The 22424-nt window shown below is 57.2% G+C and carries 21 protein-coding genes; 3 read left to right on the top strand and 18 right to left on the bottom strand.

Translation table 11 applies throughout. The annotated features are described in order from the left end of the window. Positions 1–21 precede the first annotated feature (21 nt). The gene (gene mutS / locus ACL2XQ_RS04275; RefSeq protein ID WP_413740085.1) at positions 22–2586 is read left to right on the top strand and encodes a DNA mismatch repair protein MutS; all 2565 of its coding nucleotides are present in this window, start codon (positions 22–24) and stop codon (positions 2584–2586) included. Between the two features lie 83 nt (positions 2587–2669). On the opposite strand, the gene rpoS is transcribed toward mutS, so the two are convergent. The 13 genes from rpoS to cysG all read right to left on the bottom strand — a co-directional run bounded on the left by rpoS (position 2670) and on the right by cysG (position 14308). Then, complete coding sequence (gene rpoS / locus ACL2XQ_RS04270; RefSeq protein ID WP_410016329.1) at positions 2670–3659, bottom strand: RNA polymerase sigma factor RpoS; 990 nt, start codon at positions 3657–3659, stop codon at positions 2670–2672. A gap of 54 nt (positions 3660–3713) precedes the next feature. Beyond that, positions 3714–4898: a murein hydrolase activator NlpD gene (gene nlpD / locus ACL2XQ_RS04265; protein WP_413730971.1), complete on the bottom strand. Its 1185-nt coding sequence runs from the start codon at positions 4896–4898 to the stop codon at positions 3714–3716. Positions 4899–5141: 243 nt separating this feature from the next. Next, positions 5142–5768, bottom strand: coding sequence for a protein-L-isoaspartate(D-aspartate) O-methyltransferase (locus tag ACL2XQ_RS04260; RefSeq protein WP_410016330.1), 627 nt, complete (start codon positions 5766–5768; stop codon positions 5142–5144). Continuing rightward, on the bottom strand, positions 5762–6532 hold the full coding sequence (gene surE, locus ACL2XQ_RS04255; RefSeq protein ID WP_410016331.1) for a 5'/3'-nucleotidase SurE: 771 nt from the start codon (positions 6530–6532) through the stop codon (positions 5762–5764). Before surE ends, ACL2XQ_RS04260 begins: the two co-directional genes overlap by 7 nt. Before the next feature lie 205 nt (positions 6533–6737). Further along, a complete protein-coding gene (truD, locus tag ACL2XQ_RS04250) occupies positions 6738–7787 on the bottom strand; it encodes a tRNA pseudouridine(13) synthase TruD (protein WP_413727116.1) in 1050 nt (349 codons plus the stop codon). Then, positions 7784–8260 (bottom strand): 2-C-methyl-D-erythritol 2,4-cyclodiphosphate synthase, encoded by a 477-nt coding sequence (gene ispF / locus ACL2XQ_RS04245; protein WP_410016612.1) that lies wholly within the window; start codon positions 8258–8260, stop codon positions 7784–7786. Before ispF ends, truD begins: the two co-directional genes overlap by 4 nt. Before the next feature lie 30 nt (positions 8261–8290). Continuing rightward, positions 8291–9016, bottom strand: coding sequence for a 2-C-methyl-D-erythritol 4-phosphate cytidylyltransferase (gene ispD, locus ACL2XQ_RS04240; protein WP_410016333.1), 726 nt, complete (start codon positions 9014–9016; stop codon positions 8291–8293). After that, on the bottom strand, positions 9016–9333 hold the full coding sequence (gene ftsB, locus ACL2XQ_RS04235; RefSeq protein ID WP_331122399.1) for a cell division protein FtsB: 318 nt from the start codon (positions 9331–9333) through the stop codon (positions 9016–9018). The genes ispD and ftsB overlap by 1 nt, the downstream gene beginning before the upstream one ends. Before the next feature lie 159 nt (positions 9334–9492). Next, on the bottom strand, positions 9493–9810 hold the full coding sequence (locus ACL2XQ_RS04230) for a DUF3561 family protein (protein WP_413740500.1): 318 nt from the start codon (positions 9808–9810) through the stop codon (positions 9493–9495). Between the two features lie 91 nt (positions 9811–9901). Continuing rightward, positions 9902–10531 carry an adenylyl-sulfate kinase gene (gene cysC, locus ACL2XQ_RS04225; RefSeq protein ID WP_410016334.1) on the bottom strand — a complete coding sequence of 210 codons (630 nt, stop codon included), beginning with the start codon at positions 10529–10531 and terminating at the stop codon, positions 9902–9904. A 2-nt stretch (positions 10532–10533) separates the two neighbouring features. Beyond that, a complete protein-coding gene (cysN, locus tag ACL2XQ_RS04220; protein WP_410016335.1) occupies positions 10534–11961 on the bottom strand; it encodes a sulfate adenylyltransferase subunit CysN in 1428 nt (475 codons plus the stop codon). A 12-nt stretch (positions 11962–11973) separates the two neighbouring features. Further along, on the bottom strand, positions 11974–12882 hold the full coding sequence (gene cysD, locus ACL2XQ_RS04215; RefSeq protein WP_410016336.1) for a sulfate adenylyltransferase subunit CysD: 909 nt from the start codon (positions 12880–12882) through the stop codon (positions 11974–11976). A gap of 10 nt (positions 12883–12892) precedes the next feature. After that, on the bottom strand, positions 12893–14308 hold the full coding sequence (cysG, locus tag ACL2XQ_RS04210) for a siroheme synthase CysG (RefSeq protein ID WP_410016337.1): 1416 nt from the start codon (positions 14306–14308) through the stop codon (positions 12893–12895). Between the two features lie 271 nt (positions 14309–14579). On the opposite strand from cysG, the gene ACL2XQ_RS04205 reads away from it, so the two are divergent. Continuing rightward, positions 14580–15605, top strand: coding sequence for an aminopeptidase (locus ACL2XQ_RS04205; protein WP_413722174.1), 1026 nt, complete (start codon positions 14580–14582; stop codon positions 15603–15605). A 306-nt stretch (positions 15606–15911) separates the two neighbouring features. On the opposite strand, the gene ACL2XQ_RS04200 is transcribed toward ACL2XQ_RS04205, so the two are convergent. The 5 genes from ACL2XQ_RS04200 to kbaZ all read right to left on the bottom strand — a co-directional run bounded on the left by ACL2XQ_RS04200 (position 15912) and on the right by kbaZ (position 21188). Beyond that, complete coding sequence (locus ACL2XQ_RS04200) at positions 15912–16817, bottom strand: DMT family transporter (RefSeq protein ID WP_410016339.1); 906 nt, start codon at positions 16815–16817, stop codon at positions 15912–15914. A gap of 1 nt (position 16818) precedes the next feature. Then, entirely contained in the window at positions 16819–17787 is a 969-nt protein-coding gene (locus ACL2XQ_RS04195; protein WP_410016340.1) for an N-acetylglucosamine kinase, read from the bottom strand. Then, positions 17784–18656, bottom strand: a complete 873-nt coding sequence (locus ACL2XQ_RS04190) for a tagatose bisphosphate family class II aldolase (protein ID WP_410016341.1) — start codon at positions 18654–18656, stop codon at positions 17784–17786. Before ACL2XQ_RS04190 ends, ACL2XQ_RS04195 begins: the two co-directional genes overlap by 4 nt. Positions 18657–18727: 71 nt before the next feature. Beyond that, a complete protein-coding gene (locus ACL2XQ_RS04185) occupies positions 18728–19885 on the bottom strand; it encodes an SIS domain-containing protein (protein ID WP_413722172.1) in 1158 nt (385 codons plus the stop codon). A gap of 16 nt (positions 19886–19901) precedes the next feature. Beyond that, positions 19902–21188, bottom strand: coding sequence for a tagatose-bisphosphate aldolase subunit KbaZ (kbaZ, locus tag ACL2XQ_RS04180; RefSeq protein WP_413722171.1), 1287 nt, complete (start codon positions 21186–21188; stop codon positions 19902–19904). A 383-nt stretch (positions 21189–21571) separates the two neighbouring features. Between kbaZ and agaR the strand changes: the two genes are divergently transcribed. Then, positions 21572–22369 (top strand): transcriptional repressor AgaR, encoded by a 798-nt coding sequence (agaR, locus tag ACL2XQ_RS04175; protein ID WP_410016344.1) that lies wholly within the window; start codon positions 21572–21574, stop codon positions 22367–22369. Positions 22370–22424 lie beyond the last annotated feature (55 nt).

Below are 22424 nucleotides of genomic sequence, written 5' to 3'. Positions count from 1 at the left end.
TAAAATGGACATCATAAACTGATGAGTACACTAGAGAATTTCGACGCACACACCCCAATGATGCAGCAGTACCTGCGCCTCAAGGCGCAGCATCCTGACATCTTGCTGTTTTATCGGATGGGCGATTTCTACGAGCTGTTCTTTGACGACGCCCGGCGCGCCTCGCAGCTGATGGATATTTCGCTGACCCGGCGCGGCCAATCCGCCGGCGAACCGATCCCCATGGCCGGGGTGCCTTACCATGCGGTGGAGACCTACCTGGCCAAGCTGGTACAGCTGGGCGAGTCGGTGGCCATTTGCGAGCAAATCGGCGATCCGGCCACCACCAAAGGCCCCGTGGAGCGGAGGGTGGTGCGCATCGTCACGCCGGGAACCCTGAGCGATGAAGCGCTGTTAAACGAACGCCAGGATAATCTGCTGGCGGCCGTGTGGCAGGAAGCGTCCGGGTTCGGTTATGCCACCCTTGATCTCAGCTCCGGGCGTTTTCTGGTGTGCGAACCGGCCGATCGCGAGGCCATGGCCGCTGAATTGCAGCGCACCAACCCCGCTGAACTGCTGTTTCCCGAGACATTGCAGGAAATGGGGCTGATTGAGCATCGCCGTGGACTGCGCCGCCGGCCGATCTGGGAGTTTGAGCTCGATACCGCCCGCCAGCAGCTTAATCTGCAGTTCGGCACCCGGGATTTGCATGGCTTCGGCATCGAGCGCGCCAGCGCCGCGCTGCGCGCCGCCGGCTGCCTGCTGCAGTATGTCAAGGACACCCAGCGCACCTCGCTGCCCCATATCCGCGCCATCACGCTTGAACGCCAGCAGGACGGCATCGTGATGGACGCCGCCACGCGCCGCAATCTGGAGTTAACGCAAAACCTTAGCGGCGGGTTTGACAATACCCTGGCGGAAATACTGGATCATACCGTGACGGCGATGGGCAGCCGGATGCTGAAACGCTGGCTGCATATGCCTACCCGCGATACCGCCGTACTGACCCATCGCCAGCAGGCCATCAGCAGCCTGCAGGAGACCTGCGCCGAGCTGCAGCCGCTGCTGCGTCAGGTTGGGGACCTGGAGCGTATCCTGGCGCGCCTGGCGCTGCGCTCGGCACGCCCGCGCGATCTGGCGCGCATGCGCCATGCCTTCCAGCAGTTTCCGGCTATCCATGCGTTGCTGGCGCCGCAGCCGACGGAGCACATTCGCCATCTGCTCGCGCAGGTGGGGCTGTTTGACGAATTAAGGACCTTGCTCGAGCGGGCGGTAGTCGATGCGCCGCCGGTGCTGGTGCGCGACGGCGGCGTGATTGCGCCGGGTTATCATGAGGAACTGGATGAATGGCGGGCGCTGGCCGACGGCGCCACCGATTATCTCGACCGCCTGGAAATCCGCGAGCGCGAAAAAACCGGCCTTGAGACCCTGAAAGTCGGCTTTAACGCTGTGCACGGCTATTATATCCAGCTCAGCCGGGGACAAAGCCATCAGGCGCCGATGCACTATGTCCGCCGCCAGACGCTGAAAAACGCCGAACGCTATATTATTCCGGAACTCAAAGAGTACGAGGACAAGGTGCTGACCTCCAAAGGTAAAGCGCTGGCGTTGGAAAAGGCGCTCTATGATCAGTTATTTGATCTGCTATTGCCCCATCTCGGCCCCTTGCAGCAATGCGCGGCGGCGCTGTCCGAGCTGGACGTGCTCAGCAACCTGGCCGAACGGGCCGAAACGCTGAATTATGTGTGTCCGACGCTTACCGACCAGCCGGGGATCCGAATTTCGGCGGGACGCCACCCGGTGGTGGAGCGGGTGTTAAGCGAGCCGTTTATCGCCAATCCGCTCGCGCTGTCCGCCCAGCGGCGCATGCTGATCATTACCGGCCCGAACATGGGCGGCAAAAGCACCTATATGCGGCAAAATGCGCTGATCGTGCTGATGGCTTATATCGGTAGCTTTGTCCCCGCCGCACAGGCGGTAATAGGACCGGTGGATCGTATTTTTACCCGGGTGGGAGCGGCGGACGATCTGGCCTCCGGACGATCCACTTTTATGGTGGAGATGACCGAGACGGCCAATATCCTGCACAACGCCACGCCGCAAAGCCTGGTGCTGATGGACGAAATCGGCCGCGGCACCTCCACCTACGACGGTTTATCGCTGGCCTGGGCCTGCGCTGAGAGCCTGGCCGGGCGGATTAAAGCCATGACCTTGTTCGCCACCCACTATTTTGAACTGACCACCCTGCCGGAAAAGATGGAGGGGGTGGTGAATGTCCACCTGGACGCGCTTGAACAAGGCGAGACCATTGCTTTTATGCATACCGTGCAGGATGGCGCCGCCAGCAAGAGCTATGGACTGTCGGTGGCGGCGCTGGCCGGAGTGCCGCGCGAGGTGATTAAACGGGCGCGGCAAAAACTGAAGGAACTGGAAAACCTGTCCACCAGCGCCACGGCCAGCAAGGTGGACGGTTCGCAGCTGTCGCTGCTGGCGCCGGTGGAGGAAGAAACGCCGCCGGCGGTTGCCGCGCTTGAGGGGATTGATCCGGATACGCTGACGCCCAGGGCGGCGCTGGAGTGGATTTATCGCCTGAAGGGAATGCTTTAGGTCCACCGCGATCCGCAGGGGTTACCATAAAACAAAAAAAAACGGTGAAGGTTTACCCTTCACCGTTTTTTATTTCCGGGCGGTTATTCCCGGAACAGAGCCTCAAGGTTCAGCCCCTGCCCTTGCAGGATTTCACGCAGGCGGCGCAGACCTTCAACCTGGATCTGGCGGACGCGTTCACGCGTCAATCCGATCTCACGGCCTACATCCTCAAGCGTGGCGGCTTCATACCCTAACAAACCAAAACGCCGGGCCAGCACTTCACGCTGCTTGGCGTTCAGTTCAAATAACCACTTAACGATACTTTGCTTCATATCATCGTCTTGCGTGGTATCTTCCGGCCCGCTGTCTTTGTCATCGGACAAAATGTCCAACAGGGCTTTTTCAGAATCCCCGCCGAGCGGAGTATCCACTGAAGTAATACGTTCGTTAAGGCGCAGCATACGGCTGACGTCATCGACCGGTTTATCAAGCTGCTCGGCAATTTCCTCCGCGCTTGGCTCATGGTCGAGCTTGTGGGACAACTCCCTGGCGGTGCGTAAATAGACATTCAATTCTTTTACGATATGGATCGGCAGACGTATGGTACGGGTTTGATTCATGATCGCCCGTTCAATGGTCTGGCGGATCCACCAGGTAGCGTATGTGGAGAAACGGAACCCTCTTTCCGGGTCAAATTTCTCTACCGCGCGGATAAGACCCAGGTTACCTTCCTCGATCAAATCCAGCAGCGCCAGTCCGCGGTTGCCATAACGGCGGGCGATTTTAACCACCAGCCGCAGGTTGCTTTCAATCATACGGCGTCGTGAGGCAACATCACCCCGAAGCGCACGCCGGGCAAAATACACTTCTTCTTCAGCTGTAAGCAATGGGGAGTATCCGATCTCACCCAAATAGAGTTGCGTGGCATCCAGCACACGTTGGCTGGCCGCCTGAGACAGCAACTCTTCTTCCGCCAAATCATTATCAGCGGGCTCATCGATTAACGCTTTCTCGTCAAATGTTTCGGCTCCGTTCTCGTCGAATTCGGCTTCTTCATGTAACTCGGTTACTTTCAGCGTGTTTTCGCTCATTCTATGGCTCCTACCCGTGATCCCAGGACAGAATATCTGGATATTCCGACCAATTTATCGCTGCGGGAGATAACGCAGCGGGTTTACGGATTTCCCCTTGTAACGAATTTCAAAATGCAATCTAACCGAGCTGGTACCCGTGCTACCCATGGTAGCGATTTTCTGCCCGGCGCTCACTTCTTGTTGTTCCCGTACCAGCATCGTGTCGTTATGGGCATAGGCGCTCAGGTAATCATCATTATGTTTGATGATTATCAGATTACCGTACCCTCGCAAAGCGTTACCGGCATAGACGACTCGTCCGCCGGAGGTGGCCAGGATGGATTGTCCGCGTGAACCGGAAATATCGATACCCTTATTGCCGCCTTCCGCAGCGGAGAAGTTATCAATAATCTTTCCGTCCGTCGGCCAACGCCAACCGGTTATCGCCGTACTGCCGCCCGACATCATAGTGCCGGACGTTGAAGCGGGTGCGGTAACAGGGGCGGTTGTTGCAACAACTGCTCCCGATGTGGGTAACATTTTGCCGCCGTTAGATGGCAACATTTTCCCTACATTCTGTTTACCTGAATTTTCAGAATACTCATTGTTTGCTTGAGAATCAATACCCGAGCTCATCATTTTCGTATTCGTAGCGGCATTTGGAGCGACAGTGGCGCCTGAAGCCACGGTAGCGCTGCTATGATTTGCCAGCATGCCTCCGCCGCTTACTTCGCCGCCTGCCACGGTTCCGCTCCCGGTTAGGGGTGCCGTTCCGTTACCCACTTGTAAGGTTTGACCTACATTCAATCCATAAGGTTCCGGAATATTATTCCTTTTTGCCAAATCACGATAGTCATTCCCGGTAATCCAGGCGATATAAAACAATGTATCACCGCGCTTGACCTGATAGGTAGTACCGCCATAGGAACCTTTTGGAATAGAGGTGTAGCTGCGGTTATAAACAATATTACCTTCAGACGATTGGTTAACGGCACTTACGCTTCCAACCACGTTCGGCTGGGCTGGCTGTACCGGCTGTACCGGTTGCAGCTGCCGCGTCGGCAGCGGTTGCGATGGCTGCTGTTGCAGCCGTGGTCTCTGGACGGGGGCGGATGTCGTCATACCGCTGTTATTATCGCCGCCCACGCTACTGATTGGTGCCGCTGTCTCATCACTGGCGCAACCCGCCAACCATAAACTTGCCATTGAACATACCGCAACGCGGCGCCAATAGCATTTCGGGCTTCCCATGCTCATCTCTCCCCTATGGCAGCAAAGCCAATCATCGTTCCAAACATGCCAGACATTATCGTTATACATCCTATTTTCTCTCATTACTTCATGAATGAGAGTATTTTCAGCTATTTCCGAAAAGTTAATTTTATGCTGTTAATGCTAGCAACATCCGGGGGAAGGCGCCATAAAACAGTTGTATAGAAATATCAGGTGGCATCGCGCGGGCGTATGGGAATGATGAAGGGGTAAAAAACATGCTGCCGATTATGCCAGTTCTCCCCTGATCAGGGGTACAAAACGCACCGCTTCGACGGTTTCCACCCTAAACTCGCCATCCTGACGCGTGACGGTGGTCAAATCCTGCGTATCCTCGCCGACCGGCAATACCATAATGCCGCCTTCATCCAATTGGGCCATCAGTGCCGAGGGTATCTCCGGCGGCGCGGCGGTGACGATAATGGCATCGAAAGGACCGCGCGACGGCCAGCCCAGCCAACCGTCGCCATGGCGGGTGGACACATTATGCAAATCCAGCTGCTTCAGGCGGCGTTTGGCCTGCCACTGCAGTTTCTTGATGCGCTCGACCGAACAGACATGCTGCACCAAGTGCGCGAGAATCGCCGTCTGGTAGCCGGAGCCGGTGCCGATTTCCAGCACGCGCGATGTCGGCTGGAGCCTGAGCAGCTCCGTCATGCGCGCCACGATATAGGGTTGGGAAATGGTCTGGCCCGAGCCGATGGGCAAGGCGGTATTGTCGTATGCCTTATGTTCGAAAGCTTCGTCGATAAATCGCTCGCGCGGTACCGATTCGATGGCTTGCAACAGCCGTTCATCTCTTATTCCCTGCTGGCGAAGCTGTTCGAGCAGGGCCTGGGTGCGACGGTTTACCATGTCCAACTGACCTCCGCATTGGCCAACCACGACGTGAGTACCGATTGAGCGGAATAGGCGGTTAAATCCACCTGCAATGGCGTAATGGAAACATACCCCTGCTCAATGGCGGCAAAATCAGTATCGGGCCCTTTGTCGAACGTTTCACCGGGCGGGCCGATCCAGAATATTTCACGGCCGCGCGGGTCCAGCTGCCGGATGGCATGGGCGGCGGGATGCCGGCTGCCGCAACGGGTGACCTTGATACCCTTGATGGCAGACATTGGCAGGTCGGGGACATTGACGTTCAGGATCCTGCCGGTACGCAGCGGCTCAAGGGTCAACGCCCGGATAAGCCTGCATGCAATGACCGCGGCGGTATCATAAAAGGTATCGCCGTTCAGTGAAATAGCCAGCGCCGGGAAGCCGAGGTGCCGTCCTTCCATGGCCGCGGCCACCGTGCCGGAATAAATAACGTCGTCCCCCAGGTTGGGACCGGTGTTAATGCCGGACACCACGATATCGGGACCGGGGCGCATCAGGGCGGTGACGCCGAGATAGACGCAGTCGGTGGGCGTGCCGGATTGCACCGCGATATCACCGTTGCCCTCTTTCAGCGCCCGCAGCGGCCGGTCGAGGGTCAGCGAGTTCGACGCTCCGCTGCGGTTGCGATCGGGCGCCACGATTTGCACGCTGTCCACATCGGCAGACTGGCGCAGGGCGGCCGCCAGCGCTTGGATGCCGGGCGCATGAATGCCATCATCATTACTTAATAGTATGCGCATATCATTATTAGCTTTATTAATTATTGATTGTTTTTAACGCGCCGCCCACCCATTGGGCAAAATCGGCCTGCGCATCAAAACGAACGGCAGCGATGCAGGCCGGGAATAACCGTAATAATGGCATGAAACGCTACGGCGGTGAAGCCTGCCGTGCCGGCCGGTCCGCAAAATACCCGTGGCCGGGATGGCCCCGGGCAACGGGGGCTTACAGGACAACGTCCGCCGGCGCGTCGAGCAGTTCGCGGATAACGCTGGTGGCGAAGCTGCCCGCCGGCAGGGCGAACGACAACGCAAGCGTGGCGTCGTCGCGCCAGTGCCAACGCATATCGGCGGGCCTGAGCATCAGGGCGCGGCGCGCCGGTTCCAGCCGTTCCCGGGCCAATAATCCGAGTAATTCCGGCTGGCCGGACAGGCACTGCTGTTCAAACGCCAGCGCCTCGCGCTCGCTGCCCGGCAAACCGTCCCCGGGCAGCGGCGCGGTCAGGCTCAGTTCGCCGCTGGCCACGCGCGCGGGGGCGTCCGGCATATCCTCATCGGTGGCGACAAACCAACTGCCCCGGCCGGTAAGCTGCAGGGCGTCGCCGGCCAGCACCTGCCGGCGGCCAAGACGCTCGAGACGCTGGCTGGCCACCAGATTGAACAGCGCGCTGCGGGCGCTTGAGAGGTAGAAACTGCGTTTGCCGCGTTCCTTGACCTTGATTTCGCCACGCGCCCAGCGCAGCGCCCGATCGAGATTGTTGCCCTGATGGCCGAAACGCTGGCTGCCGAAATAGTTGGGCACGCCTTCGCGGGCAATGATATTCAGGCGATCTTCCACGGCGTCCCGATCATTTATCTCACGCAATACCAAGTCAAAAGCATTACCTTTCAATGTGCCGATGCGCAGCTTGCGGCCATGGCGCGTACTGCGCACCACCTCACACCCCTCAAGACTGAAGGCGGAGAAATCCGGGGTTTCCTTGCCCGGCAGATGGAGGCAGAACCACTGTTCGGTCACCGCATGGCGATCCTTGAGCCCGGCATAACTTACCGACCGGGCGGGGATGGCGGCGAATTTGGCCAGCTCTTCGGCGACGAATACCGTATTGGCGCCGCTTTTACGCAACCGTACCAGCACGTGCTCGCCCGCGCCGTCAGGCTCGAACCCGAGATCTTCCAGCACCTGGAAATCCGCGGGCTGCGCCTTGATGATACCGGTGGCTTCGGGCTTGCCGTGCAGCCAGAATAAATTCAGGGGGTTGAGGTCGGCGATCATGCGTCTTTTAGCAGCAACGCCACCGCCTCGCAGGCGATGCCTTCGCCGCGCCCGGTAAAACCCAACTGTTCGGTGGTGGTGGCCTTGACGTTGACATCATCCATATGGCACGCCAGATCTTCCGCCAGATGAATCCGCATTTGCGGAATATGCGGGGCCATCTTCGGCGCCTGGGCGATAATGGTGATATCGATATTGCCCAAGAGGTAGCCTTTTTCCCGTATGCGCCGCCAGGCTTCGCGCAGCAGCGCACGGCTGTCCGCGCCCTTGTAAGCCGCATCGGTATCCGGAAACAGCTTGCCGATATCGCCGAGCGCGGCGGCGCCGAGCAGCGCGTCGGTCACCGCATGCAGCGCCACGTCGCCGTCGGAGTGGGCGAGCAGTCCCTGGGTGTAGGGAATACGCACGCCGCCGATAATCAACGGGCCTTCGCCGCCGAACTTGTGGACATCAAAACCATGACCGATACGGATACGTTTCACCGGCTCTCCTTATTATTATGCTTATGCAATGGCGCTGTTTTGCAATTGGGTCAAATAGAATGCTGCCAGGGCTAAATCCTCCGGGCAGGTGACTTTAATATTATCCGCGCGGCCCGCCACCAGCAGCGGCCGGTAGCCGCAGTGCTCCAGCGCCGAGGCTTCGTCGGTAACGCGCGCGCCGTCCGCCAGCGCCCGGGCCAGGCAGGATTCCAGCAGGGCCAGGGGGAAAAGTTGGGGGGTCATGGCATGCCAGAGATGGTTGCGATCCACCGTATGGTCGATGGCATCGCCGCCGGCCCGCTTCATGGTATCGCGCACCGGCGTCGCCAGGATGCCGCCGATGGCGGTATGGGCGGTGATCGCCAGCAGGCGGGCCAGGTCGTCCTGATGCAGGCAGGGACGCGCGGCGTCATGCACCAGTACCCATTTTTCGTCGCCCGCCCGCCCGCGCGCCGCGCGCAGGCCCGCCATCACTGAATCGGCGCGCTCCCGCCCGCCGATAACATGACTGACGCGCGCGTCGCGGCCGATCGGCAGGGAGGTGAAATAAGGGTCATCCGCACTGATGGCGACAATAACATGGCGCACGCAGGACTGGCGCAGCAGCGCGTCGATGGCATGCTCCAGCAGGGTTTTACCACCAATGGCGAGGTATTGCTTGGGACAATCCGTGCCCATGCGGCTGCCGATGCCGGCGGCCGGCAGAATAGCAATGGTTGCGGGGAATGCCCCGGCCGACGTGGTCATTATTGATTGTCTTGTGAAGCAGGCGCCGCCGTCCGACGTTTAGACTGATCCGGCACCAGGCGATAGAAACTCTCTCCCGGCTTAATCATGCCGAGTTCATTGCGTGATCGTTCCTCGATGGCTTCTTGTCCATCGTTGAGATCATCGATTTCCGCGAATAATTGATCGTTGCGCGCTTTAAGCTTTGCATTACCGGCCTGTTGGACCGACACGTCGTCCTCGACCCGGACTAAATCGTGCACGCCATTTTTACCCAGCCACAAGGAATATTGCAGCCAGCCAAGCAATACCAGTAATAACAGCGTAAGTTTTCCCATCCCCGCCCCCTAAAAGACAGCCCAATCATCCCATAACTTGGGCCAGGACTCCACACCGGGCGCCAAAATGACGGGGAAAAGACGCTGAAGCTGCTTTTTTACGCGCATTTCCAATGCTTTTTTACGGTTTGTTACCCGTCGTAACCCCATTCTTACGCTTTACCAGCCGGTGAGCGAGGCGAACACCAGCCAGAACAGGCAAAAAACCGCCAGGCCGGTGCAGGTGATCATCAGGATCAGCCGGCCGGTCAGCAGAACGCTGAACACCAGGCCGATCAGCACCGATACCGGGATTAACGCCAGGAAAAAAGGCCAGGTGTAGAGCAGGAAGAATAGCGCATTGGCGCCATAGGTAAGAATGGGAATGGCAAAGGCCAGCCAGTAGAAGATAAACCCCGCCATCGCCCCCCAAAAGCCATAAGCGGGCTCTTCGGCGGCGCGTTCGGCTACCGGGGCGGGGATAACCTTGGCCGGCATGACGCGCTTGGTCTGGGTGACGTTCAGCATACCTCTCACTTCCTGGGCTGGTGGTAACGCGGCCGGACGGCCGGTATACCGATGCGGCTTCTCAGGAACTGATGATAACGCGGCCACGCAGCAGGTCTAACAATTGCCCGGTCAAATGTGTTACCAATTGTTGGCCGTCAAGATGAATTTCCGCCTGCTCGGGAGCCTCGTAAACCGCGTCGATGCCGGTAAAATTAGGCAACCGCCCCGCGCGGGCTTTTTTATACAGGCCTTTGGGATCGCGGGCTTCACAAATGTCCAGCGGCGTGTCCACATACACTTCGATAAAGCGTCCGGCGGGCAGCAGATCGCGCACCATCCGGCGCTCTGCGCGATGCGGGGAAATAAAGGCGGTCAGCACCACCAGTCCGGCATCCACCATCAGGCGGGCGACTTCACCCACCCGGCGGATATTTTCCCGGCGATCCGTTTCGCTGAACCCCAAATCGCTGCATAAACCATGGCGCACGTTATCGCCGTCCAGCAGGTAGGTGCTGATGCCCAGCGGATGCAGAGCCTGTTCAAGGGCGCCCGCCAGGGTGGATTTGCCCGAGCCGGAAAGGCCGGTAAACCAGACCACCGTTCCCTGATGCCGGTGCAACTGTTCGCGATCCTCCCGGGTTATCGGGTGTTCGTGCCAGACAATATTGCTGTCGGGCGCCGCGGGGGATGGGGTATGCCGATCGGCCATGGTTATTTACCACCCAGCAAATCACGCGCGCCCCAGTGCGGGAAGTGGCGGCGCACCAGCGCGTTCAATTCCAGCTCGAATTCGCTGTGGCGCCGGGGCTCGGTAAAGACCTCCGCCAAGGGTTCGCGCACCATGCCCGCGCCGACGGTCACGTTGCTCAGGCGGTCGATAAAAATCATGCCGCCGGTCACGGCGTTATGCGGGTATTTATCCACCGCCATCGGCTCGTCGAACGCCAGCTCCACCAGACCGATGCCATTGAGCGGCAGGCTGTCGACCACGCGCTGGGTCAGGCTGTTGATCTCCACCTGATACTGGATATTTTCTATCCGGGCGCGGGTCTTTTTACCGCCGATTTTAATGTCGAAGCTTTGGCCGGCCACCAGCGGGTTGTCGGTCATCCAGACCACATCCACCAGGGCGTTGCGCACCGGGCGCAGCGTTTCAGCGCCATCCACCACCAGATCGCCCCGGCTGATATCGATTTCATCCGCCAGGACCAGCGTCACCGCCTCGCCTGCCCAGGCTTCGGCCACGTCGCCGTCGAAGGTCACGATACGGGCGATGGAGGACGTGACGCCCGAAGGCAGCACTTTTATCTGCTGTCCCACCCGCAGCACGCCCGCCGCCACGGTACCGGCGTAACCACGGAAATCCAGGTTGGGCCGGTTAACGTACTGCACGGGAAAACGCATCGGCTGCTGTTCATTAAGATTGATGACTTCGACCGTTTCCAGCACCTGCAGCAGCGTCGGGCCGTTATACCAGGGCATGGCGACGCTGGGCGTGACGACGTTATCGCCGTCAAGGGCGGAAATCGGCACAAACGTAATGCTCAGATCCACCGGCAGTTCCTCGGCGAAGTGCAGGTAATCCTGCTTGAACTGTTCAAAGACAGTCTGCCGGTAGTCCACCAAATCCATCTTGTTGACCGCCACCACCAGATGACGAATGCCCAGCAGCGTACTGATAAAACTATGGCGGCGGGTCTGGTCCAGCACGCCTTTGCGCGCGTCGATTAACAAGATCGCCAGATCGCAGGTGGACGCGCCGGTGGCCATGTTGCGCGTGTACTGTTCATGCCCCGGCGTATCGGCAATAATGAATTTACGCTTTTCCGTGGAGAAATAGCGGTAAGCCACGTCAATGGTGATGCCCTGCTCCCGCTCCGCCTGCAGGCCGTCCACCAGCAGCGCGAGGTCCAGCTTCTCGCCCTGGGTGCCCAGGCGCTTGCTGTCGGAGTGCAGGGTGGTCAGCTGATCTTCATAAATTTGACGGGTATCGTGCAGCAGGCGGCCAATCAGGGTGCTTTTGCCGTCGTCCACGCTGCCGCAGGTGAGAAAGCGCAGCAGGCTTTTATACTGTTGCGCATGCAGGTAGGCTTCCACGCCGCCCTGTTCGGCGATCTGTTTAGCTATGGTCGTGTTCATGTCGATCGCTCCTTAAAAATAACCCTGACGCTTTTTCAGTTCCATCGATCCGGACTGATCGCGGTCGATAACCCGGCCCTGCCTTTCGCTGGTGGTGGACACCAGCATTTCCTCGATAATCTCGGGCAGGGTCTGCGCCGTGGAATCCACCGCGCCGGTAAGCGGCCAGCAGCCAAGGGTGCGAAACCGCACCATGCGCTGGCTGATCACTTCTCCCGGCTGCAGATCGATACGGTCGTCATCCACCATCAGCAGCATGCCGTCGCGCTCCAGCACCGGGCGCGGTTTGGCGAGGTAAAGCGGCACAATTTCTATGTTTTCCAGGTAGATATATTGCCAGATATCCAGCTCGGTCCAGTTGGACAACGGGAAGACGCGGATGCTTTCGCCTTTGTTGATCTGGCCGTTATAGTTATGCCACAGCTCCGGCCGCTGGTTTTTCGGGTCCCAGCGGTGCAACCGATCGCGAAAGGAGTAGATGCGCTCCTTGGCGCGGGACTTTTCCTCGTCGCGCCGGGCGCCGCCGAACGCGGCGTCGAAACCGTATTTATTCAGCGCCTGCTTAAGGCCTTCGGTTTTCATGATATCGGTATGTTTGGCGCTGCCGTGGATAAAGGGATTAATGCCCATCGCCACCCCGTCCGGATTACGGTGCACCAGCAGCTCGAAGCCATAGGCCTTGGCGGTGCGATCGCGAAATTCATACATTTCGCGGAATTTCCAGCCGGTATCCACATGCAGCAGCGGAAACGGCAGCGTGCCCGGGAAAAACGCCTTGCGGGCCAGATGCAGCATCACCGAGGAATCCTTGCCGATGGAGTACATCATGACCGGATTGGCGAATTCGGCCGCCACCTCGCGGATAATATGGATGCTTTCCGCCTCCAGTTGCCGCAAATGAGTATGTCGTTGTTGATCCATTTTTACATCCTTAAGCCAGGTTAACCAACGTCGCGCGCTGTTGCGCCGCCGATTGTTGGACGCCAAACCAGGCAATTTCATCATGAAGGGTGACAACTTCGCCGATGACCAGCAAAGCCGGGGTGGACGCCTGTTGCGCCAGGGTGTCGAGTTGTCCCAGGGTACCGGTCAGCACCTGCTGGGAGGCCAGGGTGCCGTGGCTTATCACCGCCACCGGCGTCAAGGGCGAACGGCCGTGCAGGATAAGCTGCCGGCTGATGTCCCCTGCTTTCATCAATCCCATATAGATAGCCAGGGTCTGGCGGCCCGCCGCCAGCGCCGGCCAATCGAGATCGCCGCCGCCGCGGCGCGCGTGGCCGGTAATAAAGGTCACGCTTTGCGCATGGTCGCGGTGGGTGAGAGGAATGCCGGCGTAGGCGGTGGCGCCCGCGGCGGCGGTGACCCCCGGCACCACCTGGAAAGGGATGCCGGCGGCGGCCACCGCCTGTAGCTCTTCGCCGCCGCGCCCGAAGATAAACGGATCCCCGCCTTTCAGGCGTACCACGCGTTTGCCCTGCCGCGCGTGTTCGACCAGTTGCCGGTTAATCTCTTCCTGCGGCATGCAAAAGTCGCCGGCGCGTTTACCGACGCAAATCAGCTCGGCATCCCGCCGCACCAGTTCCAGCACCTCGGCGCTGACCAGGTAATCGTGGAGCACCACGTCCGCCTGCTGCATCAGTTGCAGGGCGCGCAGCGTCAACAGGCCCGCGTCGCCCGGGCCGGCGCCCACCAGTGCCACGTCGCCGGCCTGTCCGGCCGGCGCGTCAAGCTCCCGCTCCAGCGCCGCCTGGGCGTCGTCATGCCGCCCCTGCGCCGCCAGGCCGGCGAAACGCCCGTTAAACGCCCGCTCCCAAAAACGCCGCCGCGCGTCCATGACCGGAAAATGCTGTTTTACCCGCTCGCGAAAAGCGCCGGCCATCTCCGCCATCGGGCCAAGAAAGGCCGGCAGCAGGGATTCCAGTTTTTCGCGCAGTATGCGCGCCAGCACCGGCGCCTTTCCCCCGGAGGAAATCGCCACCATGATGGGCGAACGATCGACGATGGAGGGGAAGATAAACGAACACTGGGGCTGATCGTCCACCACATTGACCAGGATATGCCGCTGGTCGGCGGCGGCATAAACCTCGGCGTTCAGCGCCCGATCGTTGGTGGCGGCGATCACCAGGAACACGCCGTCCAGCATGTCGGCGGCAAAACTCTCCCCGAGCCATTGGAGATAGCCCGCTTGCGCCTGACGACCGAGATCGGGGGAAAGCCGGCGCGCAACCACCCTGACCTGTGCGCCGGCGCGCTGCAGTAGCAGGATCTTGCGTGCGGCAACCTCGCCCCCGCCGACCACCAGTACCGGACGCTGCCTGAGATCGGCAAAAAGAGGTAAATAATCCACAGCTACCTTTTATGATTTGGCTTAGCAATAATGTGACTATACGTCTTGCGATTAGGTTCTATGAAATAGTTAATTGGAATTACAATTGCTTTAATGGAATAACGGCGCCTTTCATGCGCGCGCGCCAAGAGGATTGCGGGCAACGAATCGTGCGATCAGCCGGTCGCGGCCATGGGTACAAATTGTATTGCCCGCGGGGCGGTACCATACTATAGCGCTGGGTTGAGCGGCGAAAACCGATGCCGTTCCCGTCTATTAAGGATACTGTTTTATGTTTCACCCCGGTCGCAGCAAGCGCGCCCGTTTAACGCTGTGCCTCGGCGCCCTGCTGGCGTTTTCCGCCCCCGCCGCCGCCTTCACTCCAAGCCAATACGCGCAAGAGCAGATTCGTTATATCGCTACCTATTTTCCCGGCCGCATGGCGGGCAGCCCGGCGGAACTGATGGCGGCGGATTATCTTCAGCGTCGGTTCACCGAGCTGGGCTTCCACAGCGATCTGCGCGCCTTCAATACCCGTTATCTGTTCCACGGCAGCGCCGGCAAAGCCGACTGGCGCAGAATTACCGCCACCTCGGTTATCGCCGCCCGTGCCGGCGCGGCGCCCGGCGAAGTGCTGATAGTGGCCCACGCCGATACCTTTATGCCGCGCAGCGATAAGGACCTGAATGACAATTTGGGCGGCCTGACGCTACAGGGGGTAGACGATAACGCGTCCGGCCTCGGCGTGATGCTGGGTCTGGCGCAGCAGTTGGGGCGCGGCACGTTGGCGGTGGGCGTGCGTTTTGTGGCGCTCAGCGCCGGGGAGCCGGAAACCCTGGGCGTGGATGATTATCTGCAACGCATGTCCGCGCAGGAAAAACGCAATACGCTGCTGGTGATCAACCTCGACAGCCTGGTGGCCGGCGAAAAGCTGCGGGTCAATTACAGCCCGGACAGCGGCGACGCCCGCCTGCAGGAACTGGTTAAAAACCTGGGCGCCCAGGCGCGCCAGGCGGGTATCCCGCTGCTCTTAAGCCCCGGCATCAGGACCTCGGCCGCTTGCGCCAGCGACGCGCTGCCGTTTGCCAAGGCGGGATTCGCGGTGCTGGATGTGGGTTCGGGCACAAACGGCGACAGTTGCCTGCAGCGCAAGCCCAGTCGTAACTTTCCCCAGGGCATGGCGCGTTACCAGAGCCAGCGCGATAATATCCAGTATCTTGATACCCACCTGACCGGACAAATCGGTAAACGCGCGCGCGACAGCATGAAACTGTTGTGGCCGCTGTTGCAAGGACTGACGCAGGGGGCTAAATCCTAGCCCGATGGAAATAAGGAGCATGCGGTAAGAAAACCGCATGCCGGTATCACAGCGAGGTGAGGCCCATACCCGGGCCGCCATAATTCAATACAGTTCTATGGCGGGAATTACAGCGAAAGCAAATTATAATTAATGACAGTAACCAACCATAAGAATAGGTTCAATTACCCTAAAGCGCATAATAATAAAGTAAAACGGCTGATTTTAAACAGTTACCCTTTGCATATATCAGATCTGAGTGGCAACGGAGATAATCGGTATCAATACTGTCCGCAAATTAATAATAAAATGAAACCATGCTTTTTATTAAAGCGTGGGCTGTATTGTCGCGGTACTGCTTTTCTCCTCAGAATAGACCATGATAGTGGAACCTGTAATGGCTAGGATAATGCCTATCAATGCATAAGCGGTTGGCAGGGTTTGGTACAATAATAATGATATTACCGCCGTAAGGACCGGGGCCAGCGCATTGGTGCAAGGCGCCACGATGATAGCCTTCCCCCTGGACAATGCCATCACCAGGAATAAGGCGCCGACGGCATTCAATACCTGGGTGGCGGCGGTAATAAGATAGGCGGCCGCCGGATAACTGCCGCTTTTATCAGGAATCATGGCATAGGCGATGGGCGCCAGGATCAGGCCCGTTAGCGTCATATAAAAGAAGATAGCGCTATCCTCAATGTGATTGTTGGACGCCCTTTTCATAAAAAACGCTTGCAACCCCCACGCCAGGCAAATAATAACTGAAAACACCAGCCACAATGAGCCGCTTACTGTCGTACCATCGCCCTGGCTTATGCTGAAGGCGAGTATCGACAATAGCGCCAGGATAATACCGATAGTACCGAGAAAATTAATTCTTTCTTTCAACAGCACCAGCGACATTATCACCGTGATTGCGGGTGAAATCGAGATAATGGGGAATACCAGATAAGCCGGAGCACCCATGCCGAGGGTTTTAAACAGCAATAACTGCCCGCCCGCACCGGTAAACCCGATCGCCAGCCCATAAAGTACCGCCTGCGGGGAAAAATCAATCTTTTTTCCTTTTAGCGTAAAGTAGCAGGGGATAAGCATGGTAATTGACCATATGATATAAACCCACTGATCAGGAAAACTGTATTTTTGGGTCGGATATGCGCTCACACCGCCCCACACACCCCAGGTTAATACCACCATCAAGGTATAGATTATCCACGAGTTGCTTTTCATTTTATTCTCCAATTTTAAGCTTATTGAGAACAGCGTTCGCCAGGGGATTACCGCTTATCTTTGCGGCATAAATAGCGGCCCCCATTGAGGGATTATATTTTGGTTGGCATACTAAATAGCTACCGCTGAGATTTGCCAGCTCATGCATAAAAGGATCAAGGATGATATCCCCGCAGTTAAAAACACCGCCGGTAAACGAAACCAGGGTGGTCTCATCGGGTGAGTACGCCAGATCTTTGCGCACCGAATCCACCATCATGGCGAGTTCACGGGCTGCGGTACAAAAAAGTTTATAGCTTTCTTTATCGCCCTCGACCGCCGCTTCATAGGCGACCCTGGCAACCGACGCGATTTTTGTCCGGTCTCCTTGCCATTTATTAAACACCAGATCATTGATATCAAGATCAACATCAATGTGGTATTTGCTTTTAATCAGATCATAGAGAATATCCATTTTCAGCCGATGATCGGACATTTTTGAAAACAAATTGAGGGCATTACAGCCGATCCAATAGGCGCTGCCCTCATCGCTGAACAGCTCCCCCCAACCGCCGCAGCGGGAGGTTTTTCCATTATGCTCGCCATAGGCGATCGAGCCCGTGCCGGAAACGATATTGATGCCGTCCCGGCAGCCAAGGCTTGCCGCCCAGCCGCAAACCATATCGTTATCGCAGCGATATTTTTCCGGGCTAAGCAACACGGCGGGAATCTGATCCAGAAAAGGCACATCCGCCGAGACTTCGCCGTAGGCCGGCAGGCCGAAAAAAGAATAATCAATCATGTCCGGCGCGATCTCGGCGCGCCGGCAGACTTCCGCGATACCGTTGACGATAATGGTTTTGCTGTTTTCGCGGCCGACGTTTAAATAGTAGCAAGTGGAAGCTTCATGCTGCGCCAATATCTCGCCATCCGAGTTTATCAGCACGAAGGCTGTTTTGGTGCCTCCCCCATCAACCCCGAGAAAGATCATGATTCACTCCCGATAGCCAATTTTCCGGCAGAACCGCAAATGCGGATTTTACTGTAAACCACCTCTTTCATGGCATCCATGCCTTCCCGCATGTAAAAGCGGGGATCGTTCGCCTGCGGATTCGCGGCGAAGTATTTTTTTACCGCGCCGGCAAAGGCAATTTTCAATTCAGTCCCGACATTCACTTTGCAGATACCCAGCTTGACGGCGCGGATAATATAGTCATCGGGCACATCGCTGCCGCCGTGTAATACCAGCGGGATGTCAATCCTGCCGTTGATGATGGCCAGCCGCTCAAAATCTATTTTCGGCGTGTCTTTATACAGACCGTGCGCCGTGCCGATAGCGATGGCCAGGCTGTCGATACCGGTAAGATTAACAAAGTCCACCGCCTCATCCGGGTCGGTAAGAAAGCTCGCGCCGGCGCTGACATTTTTATCATCTTCAATGCCGCCCAGCCTGCCCAGCTCCGCTTCCACGCTACAGTCATATTTATGGCAAAACGTCGTCACCTCCTGCACCAAGGCGACATTGTCGGCAAAATTCAAATGACTGGCGTCAATCATTGCGCTGCGGGCGCCGGCAAAAACTTTATCGCGGATATCGCTAAGGGCCTCATGATGATCCAGATGCAGCGCAATGGGGATATCAAAGGTACCGGCAAAGGATTGGCAAAGGGCGTGCAAATCCTTAAAAGAGATATGTCTGAAAGTACTGGGCGTGCCGGCCAGGATCACCGGCGATTGACGTTCGTGACAGGCTTCGAGCACCGCCTGTATCGTTTCGGCATTATGGATATTAAACGCGGGCACGGCAAAATTCTCAGTTTTTGCCCGTGCCAATAAATATTTTGTGGATACCATACGCATGATTTATACCCTGATTAACGACATTATCTGTCATGTGCTGTATTATTCGGTCACCGCGGCAGCGGGTTAGCTTATTTCTCTATTTCCAGCCTATGAATAACCACACCTTCGACGACTCTGTTTACCACGCCGCTGGGAGAAGGATTATCCGGCGAGGCGCCTGATTGCAGCGATGTCAAATAGGCATATATTTGCGCATAGAGTAAATAACAAAACCCAATATGGGCGTCATCGGCATGAGTGGTCTTTGGCAAATACAGATATTCGCCCTTGCCTATTCCCGGGACAGGACTGTCGGCGATGGCAACCACCCGGCGCGCCACGTTGTCATTCCTTAATTCGGCTAACAGATCCAGATCGTATTTTCTGGTGTAGGGCGAGTTAGAAATAAACACCACGACCAGGGTATTTCCGTCCACGATAGATTTCGGTCCATGGCGGAAACCGGTGGGACTATCAAAAAAGGTGCTGATCTTTCCGGCGGTAAGCTCAAGAATCTTGAGCGCCGATTCCTGCGCGATACCTTGCAATCCACCGCTGCCGAGGTATACCACGCGATGATATTCATCTTGGCCAAATAATGAGGTCGGCCGTTGCAGATATTGCTCAATAATATTTTGGCTATTTTCGATAATGGGCAAAAAGCTGGCAAGGTTATACTGCCTGGGCGCAAATACCGCCAGGCAGGCCAGCATCATGTTACTGACGCTGCTGGTCATGGCAAAGCCGCGATCGTGCGTTTCGGGCGGCGTCAGTAATGACAAGGTATTAGCGCTTTGAGCAAAATTCTGGTGTAACCGGCCGCGTTCATTACAGGTGATGATGAGATGGAAACATTGCCCCAGCATCTGGTTAGCAAGCTCTATTGCCGCCACGCTTTCCGGGCTGTTGCCCGAGCGCCCGAAGGAGACCAGCAGCGTGGGGCAGTGAGCGGACAGGTATTCACGGGGATTACTGACCAGGTCGGTGGTGGCGATGGCCTCTACGCGCAGGTTTAATTTTGGCAGCAGCGCCGGTACCAGGATTTTACCGATAAAAGCCGAAGTTCCGGCGCCGGTGAGGATAATCCGCAGATCCGTACGGGCCAATAAGGGCGTTAAAAAGGTATTGATGCGGTCCCGTTGCTGTTCAATCAGTAATAGGGTTTTGCGCCAGGTCGCCGGCTGCTGCATAATTTCCTGCGCCGTGGCGTGCTCCGGGTGATAAGGTGCTTTTACAGAATCAGTCATTTTTTCGTGCCTTTGATTATTCATGACAGGCTGATGAATATGCTTTAATCACATCGATAATTTTATCGATAATAATATCTTTCGGATTGAGAACTAATTTCCCATCCCTTACTTTGGCGTATTGTTCCGGCAAATACTGATTTAACAACGGCAGCGGAATGACCTGATTCCCCAAGTTTTGCATGAGCTTTTGGCAACTGCGCTGCACCCTGTCATGCGGCCAGTAGTACCTGATGCGATCCGAATAACTATACCGGCGCGATAATCGCTTAGCCTCTTCATCGCCGTGATAATGTTGCTGCCAATACCCGGGCTGCTCTTGCATCACCTGTTCAAGGGTGGCGCGTAATTCAGAGCGGTCCTGGCTGATAATTTCTTCCTCGATGCACTCCAGGGCAAACAACGCTTCGCGCAAAGCGAAGGTTAGCGCGGGGCCCACCTTAAGAATGGCGAAATGATCCCGCACCAGTTGCCGGTAAGCCTGGGGCCGTTGGTAATCGGTGGAATGGGCTTCATAGACCAGATAGGGATAGTCATCAATCATCCGGCTTAACGCGGCGGCAGGCCCGGGTTGGTAATCGATCACCTGGGTATGATCAAATTCCACGCCGGGCTGCACCACCAGCCCTATGACCCGGGGCCAGATGTCCGCCAGACCCTGCCGCGCAAAGGCGTCGCGATGGGCGGTAATTGTGCGCGCCGCGGCCTGCGGCGCAGTGACGTCCAGCTGCCGCAGATTCTCCTGGGCGCCGCCCGGAATCGGCACTTCCGTGCCGATAATGTAGACAATATCCTGGCAGCCGAAGGTGTCATGGCAGGTGATTTCAGCCACTTGCGCTAATTGCGCCGAACGCGTTGCGACAATCTCATCGCTCAGGGGTACGGCGTCATCCTGACAGGCCATGCTGCAATCAAGATGGATTTTTTTAAATCCCGCCGCCACATAGGCGGCGATCAGCACTTCCGCTTTGCTCATGGCCTGCGCGGCCGGCAGTCCCTGCCAACGGTTGGGTCCCAGATGATCGCCGCCCAGAATCAGCCGGCCGGCGTCAAAACCTATCGCCGCGGCCTGGTCCATGATGGCGTGATAAAAATCGGCCGGCGTCATGCCGGTATAACCGCCATATTGGTCGACCTGGTTGGACGTCGCTTCCACCAGCAGCAGCGTATTTTCCGCCTGCGCATGCCGCAGGGCGGCTTCAATCACCAGGGGATGCGCCGAACAAACCGCATAGATCCCGACCGGATGGCCTGCTTTATGCCGGGCCAGCAGCGTTTGCAGCGCCGCGCTTTGTGTTTCCATGAGTATTGCCTTTTATATCTTTCGTTGTGTTGTAAAAAGATTACATCATGACCATAAAGAAAGAAAATGAAAGATCAATCTCTGTGATAAAGATCAAAAAATAAGAAAACGAAATGGATAGCTTTACCCTCCCTTTCCTGGAGGTAACGTGCCGCCGGATGGATAAGGCCGGCGTCGGGTCTGGATTCCGTCGTTTCACCGCGGGGATGAAGAAAGGTTAAACAGTCGACATCATCTTGGGGGGTGGCTACAATAGCGTTAATAAGAAAGACATAAGGGAATGAAAGGTTTGGCGGTGATGAAATTAGGCGGATTCCTTTGCGGTTCTATAGCGCAACGGGGCAAATTTCGGCAGTGGAGGTGGTGATGAGGGATGCGATGTGATGAGCCCTGGCAATAGAACGATGACGACCAGCGCGCGGCGCGAGCGGATTGTCAGTCAACTTAAGGCGCAGGGAAGCGTGCAGGTGAATGTGTTGGCGGCGGATTTTAATGTGTCGACGGTGACCATCCGTAACGATCTGTCTTTTCTCGAAAAACAGGGCGTCGCCACCCGCGCTTATGGCGGGGCGATGCTGTCTCCCGCGTCCCCGGCGGAAGCGGAGCGGTCAATCGAAGCCAAGCGTTCGGAAAATGCCACCATCAAGGAGCGCATCGGCAAACTGGCCGCGTCGCTCATCACGCCGGGAAGCACCATTATCCTGGACTCCGGCACCACCACGTATGAAATTGCGCGGCAACTGCATAATCATGAGGAGGTCATCGTGATGACCAACGGCATGAATGTGGCGGAAGCGTTGATTGATGCCCCCGGGGTGGATTTATTAGTGACCGGCGGGCGGCTCAGGCGGCACTCCTTATCATTTTTTGGCGGCCAGGCCGAAATCGCGTTGCAAAACTATCATTTCGATATGCTGTTTTTAGGCGTGGATGGGCTGGACCCCCTGATGGGAGTGACAACGCATAATGAAGACGAAGCCAGGCTGAACCGCTGTATGTGCGATGCCTCGAAAAAAATCATCGTCGTTACCGACTCTTCGAAATTCCATCGCATTAGCCTGCATAAGATTATCAGTATCGAACGGGTGGATAAAATCATCACCGACAATAACATTCCGTCCTCCCTGCTGGATTTTTTCGCCGATAAAGGTATTGACGTCCTCCTCGTCGATGCCGAATAGCCAACGCCGCCGGAAACGTTAAGCCTCCGGCGGCGTTGTTGGTTATCGGCGAAGC

It is taken from the genome of Sodalis sp. RH14 (genome assembly GCF_047324285.1).
Lineage (GTDB): Bacteria > Pseudomonadota > Gammaproteobacteria > Enterobacterales > Enterobacteriaceae > Acerihabitans.
Note: the sequence above shows the minus strand (reverse complement) of the source record. Positions and strands in the feature narration are given on the sequence as shown.